Source organism: Streptomyces sp. NPDC056347, assembly GCF_042262625.1.
GTDB lineage: Bacteria > Actinomycetota > Actinomycetes > Streptomycetales > Streptomycetaceae > Streptomyces.
Genome location: NZ_JBHJQP010000260.1, coordinates 1 through 7,969, shown reverse-complemented (window position 1 = coordinate 7,969; position 7,969 = coordinate 1). Strand labels below are relative to the sequence as shown.

The following is a 7,969-nucleotide window of genomic DNA, read 5'->3' as shown; positions in this document are numbered from 1 at the left end:
GTGCCGGATTCCGGCACCGCCCCTCACCCGTCCTCGCGGGCCGTGATCAGCCGCCGTTGACCTTCTTGGCGATCCGGTCGCCGAGGTCCTTGTCGACATTGCGCCAGTACTGCAGCGCCCGCTCCAGCACCGGGGCACTCACCCCGTCCAGCAGATGGCCGGAAATGTTGGTCACCAGCCGCTCGCGCTGCGGGTCGTCCATCACCGTGCGCACCAGCGTGCCCGCCTGGCCCCAGTCGTCGTCCTCACTGTGCAGCTTGTACGCCTCGTGGACCATCTCGCCCGCCGTCGCCCAGCCCGCCGGGTCGCCGTAGCGCGCGGTGTCCGCCGCCGGGCCGCCGTAGGAGTTCGGCGCGTACACCGCTCCCGTACGGCTCGGCTCGTACCGCATCGGGCCGTCCTTCGCGTACGAGTTCCGGCCGAACCGCGGACGGTTCGGGGGCAGCTGCGCGTAGTTCGGGCCGATCCGGTACCGGTGGGTGTCCGGGTACGAGAAGAGCCGGCCGAGCAGCATCTTGTCGGGCGACGGACCGATGCCGGGCACCAGGTTCGACGGCTCGAAGGACGCCTGCTCGATGTGGACGAAGAAGTCCTCCGGGTTCTCGTCGAGCGTCATCCGCCCGACCTCGATCTCCGGATAGTCCGCGTGCGGCCACACCTTCGTGAGGTCGAACGGGTTGAACCGGTAGTCCGGCGCGTCGGCGAACGGCATCACCTGGACGTACAGCGTCCAGCTCGGGTGGTCGCCGCGCTCGATCGCCTCGTACAGATCGCGGCGGTGGACGTCGCCGTCCACCCCGGCCATCCGGTCGGCCTCGTCCTGCGGGTAGAAGTCGATGCCCTGGTCGGTCTTGAAGCGGTACTTCACCCAGAACCGCTCGCCGCCCGCGTTCACCCACATGTAGGTGTGCGAGCTGTAGCCGTTCATGTTGCGGTAGGTCTTCGGGATGCCCCGGTCGCCCATCAGCCACGTCACCATGTGCGCGGACTCCGGGGACAGCGTCCAGAAGTCCCACTGCATGTCGTGGTCGCGCACCGCGCTGTCCGGGCGGCGCTTCTGCGAGCGGATGAAGTCCTGGAACTTCATCGGGTCCCGTACGAAGAAGACCGGCGTGTTGTTGCCGACCATGTCGTAGTTGCCCTGCTCGGTGTAGAACTTCAGCGCGAAGCCGCGCGGGTCGCGCCAGGTGTCGGGAGAGCCCTGCTCACCGGCGACCGTGGAGAAACGCGCCAGCATGGCGGTCTCCTTGCCCGGCTGGAACAGGTCGGCCTTGGTGAACTGGCTGATGTCGTTGGTCACCCTGAAGTGGCCGTACGCTCCCGACCCCTTGGCATGGACCACCCGCTCGGGGACCCGTTCACGGTTGAACTGGGCCATCTTCTCGATGAGGTAGTGGTCCTGGAGCAGGATCGGTCCGTCGGCTCCGACGGTGAGCGAGTGCTCGTCGCTCTCCACTGGGATTCCGGCGTTGTTGGTGGTGTACGCGGTGTTCGGGGTCGTGGATTCCTCGGGCACGAGCGTCCTCCCGTCGGTGGGGTTTCGGCCAGGTCGTCTCGTTCACGACCGAGTGAAACCCGCCGACAGGAGGTCGGCAACATTTCGTCACCCTCCGTACGGGGCATCACGCGGCGCACCCGTACGGAGAACGGCGCCGTTACTGGCCGCGCGGCGGCATCTCGAACCACACCACCTTGCCGGTCGAGAGCCGCGTCGCCCCCCACCGCCTGGCCATCCGGTTCACCAGGAACAGGCCCCGGCCGCCCTCGTCCATGTCCCGCGCCCGGCGCTGCCGGGGCAGCTGCGGGGAGTCGTCGCCGACCTCGCAGCGCAGGATGTCGGTACGCAGCAGCCGCAGCGTCACCGGTCGCTCCGCGTAGCGGACCGCGTTGGTGACCACCTCGCTGACCAGCAGCTCCACCGCGTCGGACAGATCGTCCAGCCCCCACCGGCTCAGCGCCCGGCGGGCCAGCCTGCGGGCCTTCCCGGGGGCCGTCTCCTCCGGTTCCAGGTGCCAGTACGCGACATCGCTCGGCGCGATCCCGTCGAACCGGGCGGCGAGCAGCGCGATGTCGTCGTCCCGGTCACCCGGGCCGAGCATGTCCAGCACGTCGTCGCAGAGCGCCTCCAGCGGCGGCGAGTGGTCCGGGCCGGTCAGCCGGGCCGTGGCGGCCAGCCGCTCGCGCAACAGCTCGATCCCCGTCCACACGTCCCGCAGCCGGGACTCCACCAGACCGTCCGTGTACAGCAGCAGCGTGGCCCCGGCGGGAGCGTCCAGCTCGACCGCCTCGAAGTCCACCCCGCCCACCCCGATCGGGGCGCCGGCGGGCACCCGCAGCACCTCCGCGCGGCCGCCCAGATGGAGCAGGACGGGCGGCGGATGGCCCGCGTTGGCGACGGTGATCCGGTGCTTGACGGGGTCGTACACCGCGTACAGGCAGGTCGCCATGCGGTCGCTGCCGAGCCGCTGCGCCTGCTCGTCGAGGTGGTGCAGCACCTCCTGCGGCGGCAGGTCGAGCCCGGCGAGGGTCTGCGCGGTGGTGCGCAGCTGGCCCATGATCGCGGCGGACGTCATGGAGTGGCCCATGACGTCGCCCACCACCAGGGCGACCCTGCTCCCGGGGAGCGGGATCGCGTCGTACCAGTCGCCGCCGACGCGGGCCGTCTCGGCGGCCGGGAGGTAGCGGGAGGCGAGCCGGACACCGGTCGGCTGCGGCAGCGAGTCGGGCAGCATCGTGCGCTGGAGCTCGTCGGCGATGTACGCCTCGCGGCCGTACAGCACGGCCTTGTCGATGCCGAGCGCGGTGTGCGTCGCCAGCTGGGCCGCGACCAGCAGATCGTTGGCCTCGAAGGACGGCCGCTCCGTACCGCGCAGGAAGACGGCGGCGCCGATCACCCGCCGGCGGCCGCGCAGCGGGGCGAGGATCGCGCGATGCCCGGTCGGCACCGTCCGGCCGACGCCGAGCAGCTCGGGCAGGGCCGCCCGGGCCGCCGCCGAGTCGCCGAAGACCGGCCGCACCCCGCGCAGCACCTCGTCCAGCGCGCCGCCGGAGCGGACCTCGCACAGCTCGGCCGCGGGCGTCAGGTCGCCGTGCGGATCGATCACCGGCAGCCGCAGCCGCTCGGTCTCCGGCGGGCCCTCCGTCTCCTCCTCGCTCAGCCGCAGCCGGTCCGACCGGCGCAGCCGCAGCACGAAGGGGGTGACCGGCCGCTCGTCCCCGACCGGGAGCGGGTCGCGCAGGTAGACGAGTATGGCGTCGGAGAACGTCGGCACGCTGGCCCGGCACAGGCCCAGCACGATCTCGTCCAGGTCTATGCCGCGGGCGATCCGCCGGGTGGCGGCGCCGACGAACCGCAGCCGGTCGCCCTCGCGGCGGACCGCGGCCTGCGGGTCGAGCCCCGCGGGGGCGGCTCCCGGGGCGGGCGCCGGGGCGGGGCCGGGAATCGCCGCAGCGGCAGGCGAAGCGGCCGGTGCGGCGTCCTGCTGCCGTGGCCGGGTACGTTCCTGCGACCGGGCGGCCAGAGGCTGCCGGCCTTCGTGGGAGGTGGGATGCTCCGTCACGCGTGGGGTTCCGTCCGTCCGGGCCGGTTGTACGAGGCGATCGCCTGCTGGGGCGTTACTGTGCCCCCGCAGGAGCGGCGATAACAACGGCTGTCACCGGATGCCCCGGAACGAGGGGCTGAAACCTGATGCCTGCGGAACGGTCCGGTGACAACGTTTCCGGCGACGGGGCGGGCAACGGCGAGCACGTCTCCACCCCCTCGAAGTGGTTCATACGATTCGTACGCCTGATGCGGCTCGTACAGCTCATGCAGTGCGTGGTGCTCGTGCGGTGACTTGTGGTCAGGTGCGGTGCCGCGCCTCCCGGTCGGAGCGGAGCGGCTCCCCGGAGGGCGATCCTACGTTTGCCCTCCTGGGATGCACCAAGGGTCTCACGACGGCATGGCGGAGGGGGTGCGGTCCCAGTCATCCGGCAGTACGGGAACCCGCCATTGTGGATCCGGCCGCCAGTGCTCCCAGCCGTCCCGGAACGGGGCTCCCCAGCCCTCGATCAGCGCGACGGCCGCCCGGCCCGCCTCGCGCACCCGGCGCGCGGTCCCCGGATTCATCAGACCGGCCCGCTGCGCCATGGCGAACTCGTCCTCGTCGCGCCAGACCCAGCTGCGGTCCGGGTAGACGGAGATGTCGAGAAAGTGATCCTCGGAATCGACGCCGCCCCGCCAACGGGTCCCCGGCTCCTCCAGGTTCACGTACCAGCTGCGGAACCGCCAGAGCGGCTCCCAGAACAGCCAGACCGACCACGGGTCCCCCGGCCGCGCGAGCTTCAGCACCCCGTTGCCCAGCCAGGGGGAGCGGGCCGTGGTGCGCGGGGCGGTGTAGCGGGTGGCGAGCGGTTCGGTGTGCACGTCCCGGCCGTCCGTCAGCACCGGCTTCACGCACTGGGTACCGGGCGCCACCCAGACCGCGAGCAGCTCGTCGGTGTCCTGGACCACGGTGACGGGGCGGCAGATGTGGATGGGCCCCCCGCTCCCGCTGCCCGGTCCTCCGCTGCCCGGCCCCCGGTTCCCCGCCGACGCGCCGTTGCGGCGGTAGCGCCACAGGATCTGCTCGCCCGGCGCCCAGCGCTCAATCTCTCCGGTACCTGCCATGGCCGGATTTTAGGGCCTGTCGTTCGGAGCGTGTCCGGCTCGGGCGCCCCGGCACCGCGCTTCGCCGTGTCGTCGTCACCCGCCGACGCGCCTTCCCCGGGCCCCCGGTTCCGTGCGGGCGGGGGAGACCCGGCCCGATGCCCTTCTCCGCCTCGCGGTCCGCCGCACCGGCCCCGCCCCCCGGCCCGGTCCGGGTGGCGGGCACCGGGGCCCGCGGGTCACGGCCGGGTCATGCGCAGGACGTCGAGCGCCTCGTCGAGCTGTTCCAGGGTCAGGTCGCCGCGTTCGACGTAGCCCGACTCCAGGACCACCTCGCGGATGGTGCGGCGCTGGGCGAGGGACTTCTTGGCGACCTTCGCGGCCTCCTCGTAGCCGATGTACTTGTTCAGCGGGGTGACGACGGAGGGGGAGGACTCGGCGTACTCCCGGGCCCGTTCGGCGTCGGCGGTGATGCCGTCGACCGTGCGGTCGGCCAGCAGCCGGGAGGCGTTGGCCAGCAGCCGCACCGACTCCAGCAGGTTCTTGGCGATGACCGGCAGCATCACGTTCAGCTCGAAGTTGCCGGCCGCGCCGGCCGCGGCGACCGTCGCGTCGTTCCCGGTGACCTGCGCGGCCACCATCAGCACCGCCTCCGGGACGACCGGATTGACCTTGCCCGGCATGATCGACGAGCCGGGCTGGAGGTCGGGCAGGCTGATCTCGGCGAGGCCGGTGCGCGGGCCGGACGACATCCAGCGCAGATCGTTGGCGATCTTGGTGAGCGAGCCGGCGATCGTACGGAGCTGGCCCGAGGTCTCGACCAGGCCGTCCCGCGCCCCCTGCGCCTCGAAGTGGTTGCGGGCCTCGGTCAGCGGCAGTCCGGTGGCGCGGGCCACCTCGGCGATGACGGCGGCGGAGAAACCGGGCGGGGTGTTGATGCCGGTGCCGACGGCCGTGCCGCCCAGCGGCAGTTCGGCGAGGCGGGGCAGCGAGGCGCGCAGCCGCTCGACCCCGTACCGGATCTGCGCCGCGTAGCCGCCGAACTCCTGGCCGAGGGTGACGGGCGTGGCGTCCATCAGATGCGTACGTCCCGCCTTCACCACCGAGGCGAACTCGACGGATTTCCGTTCGAGGGAGGACGCCAGATGGTCCAGTGCCGGGATCAGCTCCCGGGTGACGGCAGCGGTGGCCGCGATGTGGATGGAGGAGGGGAAGACGTCGTTGGACGACTGCGAGGCGTTGACGTGGTCGTTCGGGTGGACCTCGCGGCCCAGCCGCTCGGTGGCGAGCGTGGCCAGCACCTCGTTGGTGTTCATGTTGGACGAGGTGCCCGAGCCGGTCTGGAAGACGTCGACCGGGAAGTGTTCGTCCCAGCGTCCCTCGGCGACCTCGGCGGCGGCCGACTCGATGGCCGCGGCGATCTCCGGGTCCACCACCGCCAGCTCCGCGTTCACCTTCGCGGCGGCGGCCTTGATCCGGGCCAGGGCCTCGATGTGGGCCTTCTCCAGGCGCTGCCCGGAGATCGGGAAGTTCTCCACCGCGCGCTGCGTCTGGGCCCGCCACTTGGCGGCCGCGGGCACCCTGACCTCACCCATCGAATCGTGCTCGACGCGGAATTCCGTGCCGTCCGCGGGGGATACGGCGCCGGTTCGTGACTCGTCCATCTCGTTCAACCTCCTGAAAAAGTTGAGCACTTGTCTTGTTCTTTCTATTCCCAATGGAGCTACCGACCAGTAAATACCGGGGGTAACCACAACCCGGGGAGGCGCCATGAGGCGTACCAGGAGCAGACTCCGCCGTACGGTCGCGGCGGCCGCGGCCATCGCGGCGGCGCTCGGAGGAGCGGCCTTCGCCACCGGCCCGGCGGCGAACGCGGCGGACGGGACCGGCTCCCGCGCCGCCGCGTCCACACCGCTCCCGCCCGAACTGGAGGCGATCCGCGCCGCCGAGGCCACCAAGCTGTACGGCGACCCGGCGGAGCGGCCCATGGCCCAGCGCAAGACCGGGCTGATCTCGCTGGGCGACAGCGAGATCTCCGGCGAGGGCGTCGGCAACTACGAGGCCGGCACCAACGGCCCCGACAACTGGTGCCACCGCTCGCCCGACTCCGCCATCCACCGCACCGGCATCCCGGCGGACGTCACGTACAACGTCGCCTGCTCCGGCGCCTACACCGGCAACATCGTGATCGGCGGCTCCAAGCAGTACGCCGACGAGCTGGTGCAGAGCGACAACCTCGCCGTCAAGGCGCGCAACACCCGGATCAAGATGATCGTGCTGGTCGCCGGCGCCAACGACGACCTCCAGTTCGGCCCGGTCATGACCGACTGCGTCACCCGCTGGGTGCTCTCCCAGGGCACCTGCCAGCCGAAGTACGAGGGCGGCTGGCAGGCGCGCATCGACGGACTCGTCCCCAAGGTCGAGAAGACCGTGCGGGACCTGAGGACCGTCATGTCCGGCGCGGGATACGCCGCCGGCGACTACAAGCTCGTGGTCATGGGCTACCCGAGCCCCATCGGCCCGGACTTCTACGACAACCCGGACTTCCCCGGCAAGCTGCCCGGCGGCTGTGCCGGATACGACTCCGACGCCGCCTGGGGCCGCAACGTCGCCGTCCCCTCCTTCGAACGCGGCATGCGCAAGGCCGCCGCGGACACCGGGGCCGTCTATCTCGACAACTCCCGGCTCTTCCACGGGCACGAGGTGTGCAGCGAGAACACCTTCGCCCGCGGCCTCTACATCGACCTCGGGCACTTCCCGCCGGACTCCAACTCGCTGCGGCAGTCCTACCACCCCAACGAGCGCGGTCACGGCGCCTTCGCGTCCTGCCTCACCCAGATCTACAACTCCGGCCTGCGTGAGGCCGGCTGCGCCGACCCGGCCAGCACCGGGAAGCCGGTCCTCCAGGCCGGGGCCTGGGACGACCTGTTCGAGCCCGTGAGGAACGAGGCCACCGGCACCTGCCTGGACGCCCCGGCCTCGGTCACCCGCAACGGCACCGCGGTCACCGGCTGGGACTGCCACGGCGGCCGCAACCAGGGCTGGTGGTACGACTCCGGCACCAGGACCCTGCGCGCCGAGCTGAGCCACGACCGGTGCCTCGACGTGCCGGGCGCCGACTACAAGGCGGGCGCCGGGCTCATCCTGTACAACTGCTCCGGCGCGGCCAACCAGCAGTTCGTCAGGGACGGGGCCACCCTGCGCCCGGCGGCCTCGACGGGGCTCTGCCTGACGCTGGCGGGCGCCAGGGAACCGCTGAGGCTCCAGAGCTGCGACGGCGGCGCGCAGCAGCGGTTCGCGTAACGGCGCCGCTGATCATCCGGTACGGGCGAAGGGGCGGGG

At 71.8% G+C, this 7,969-nt stretch carries 6 protein-coding genes; 2 read left to right on the top strand and 4 right to left on the bottom strand.

What is annotated here, in order from left to right:
- Positions 1-46: 46 nt before the first annotated feature.
- Together ACFCV8_RS34505 and ACFCV8_RS34500 are read right to left on the bottom strand one after the other, a co-directional pair.
- Positions 47-1,516, bottom strand: a complete 1,470-nt coding sequence (locus ACFCV8_RS34505) for a catalase (protein WP_376689461.1) — start codon at positions 1,514-1,516, stop codon at positions 47-49.
- A gap of 139 nt (positions 1,517-1,655) precedes the next feature.
- Positions 1,656-3,560, bottom strand: a complete 1,905-nt coding sequence (locus ACFCV8_RS34500) for a SpoIIE family protein phosphatase (RefSeq protein WP_376689460.1) — start codon at positions 3,558-3,560, stop codon at positions 1,656-1,658.
- Between the two features lie 128 nt (positions 3,561-3,688).
- Between ACFCV8_RS34500 and ACFCV8_RS34495 the strand changes: the two genes are divergently transcribed.
- Positions 3,689-3,835 carry a hypothetical protein gene (locus ACFCV8_RS34495; RefSeq protein WP_376689459.1) on the top strand — a complete coding sequence of 49 codons (147 nt, stop codon included), beginning with the start codon at positions 3,689-3,691 and terminating at the stop codon, positions 3,833-3,835.
- Positions 3,836-3,931: 96 nt separating this feature from the next.
- On the opposite strand, the gene ACFCV8_RS34490 is transcribed toward ACFCV8_RS34495, so the two are convergent.
- Both ACFCV8_RS34490 and ACFCV8_RS34485 read right to left on the bottom strand, forming a co-directional pair.
- On the bottom strand, positions 3,932-4,648 hold the full coding sequence (locus ACFCV8_RS34490) for a DUF402 domain-containing protein (RefSeq protein WP_376689458.1): 717 nt from the start codon (positions 4,646-4,648) through the stop codon (positions 3,932-3,934).
- A gap of 218 nt (positions 4,649-4,866) precedes the next feature.
- On the bottom strand, positions 4,867-6,291 hold the full coding sequence (locus ACFCV8_RS34485) for a class II fumarate hydratase (RefSeq protein WP_376689457.1): 1,425 nt from the start codon (positions 6,289-6,291) through the stop codon (positions 4,867-4,869).
- A 106-nt stretch (positions 6,292-6,397) separates the two neighbouring features.
- Between ACFCV8_RS34485 and ACFCV8_RS34480 the strand changes: the two genes are divergently transcribed.
- Complete coding sequence (locus ACFCV8_RS34480) at positions 6,398-7,930, top strand: ricin-type beta-trefoil lectin domain protein (RefSeq protein WP_376689456.1); 1,533 nt, start codon at positions 6,398-6,400, stop codon at positions 7,928-7,930.
- Positions 7,931-7,969: the final 39 nt, after the last annotated feature.